General features: G+C 70.7%; 1 protein-coding gene. It reads left to right on the top strand.

The features are described from left to right. On the top strand, positions 1 to 239 hold a 239-nt coding region (locus SB775_RS33530), incomplete at both ends, for an ABC transporter transmembrane domain-containing protein (RefSeq protein WP_410865623.1).

The raw sequence follows: 239 nt of genomic DNA, 5'->3' as shown, positions 1-239 counted from the left end.
AGCGTAATGCCGAGAGCCAGGCGCTGCTGGTGGAAACCGTCGGCGGCATCGACACGGTGAAAAGCATGGCGGTCGAGGCGCAGTTCATCCGGCGCTGGGAGCAACGCCTGGCCGCCCACGTCGCCGCGGGCTTCCGCGCCCAGTGGCTGGCCAACCTGGGCGGGGAAGCGGTGTCGCTGGTGGGCAAGCTGGTCACCCTGGGCATCCTCTGGCTGGGCGCGCGGCTGGTCATCGACGGG

This window comes from Peribacillus sp. SIMBA_075 (genome assembly GCF_046534585.1).
The sequence above is the reverse complement of the archived record's forward strand: the minus strand, read 5'-3'. Positions and strand labels throughout refer to the sequence as shown.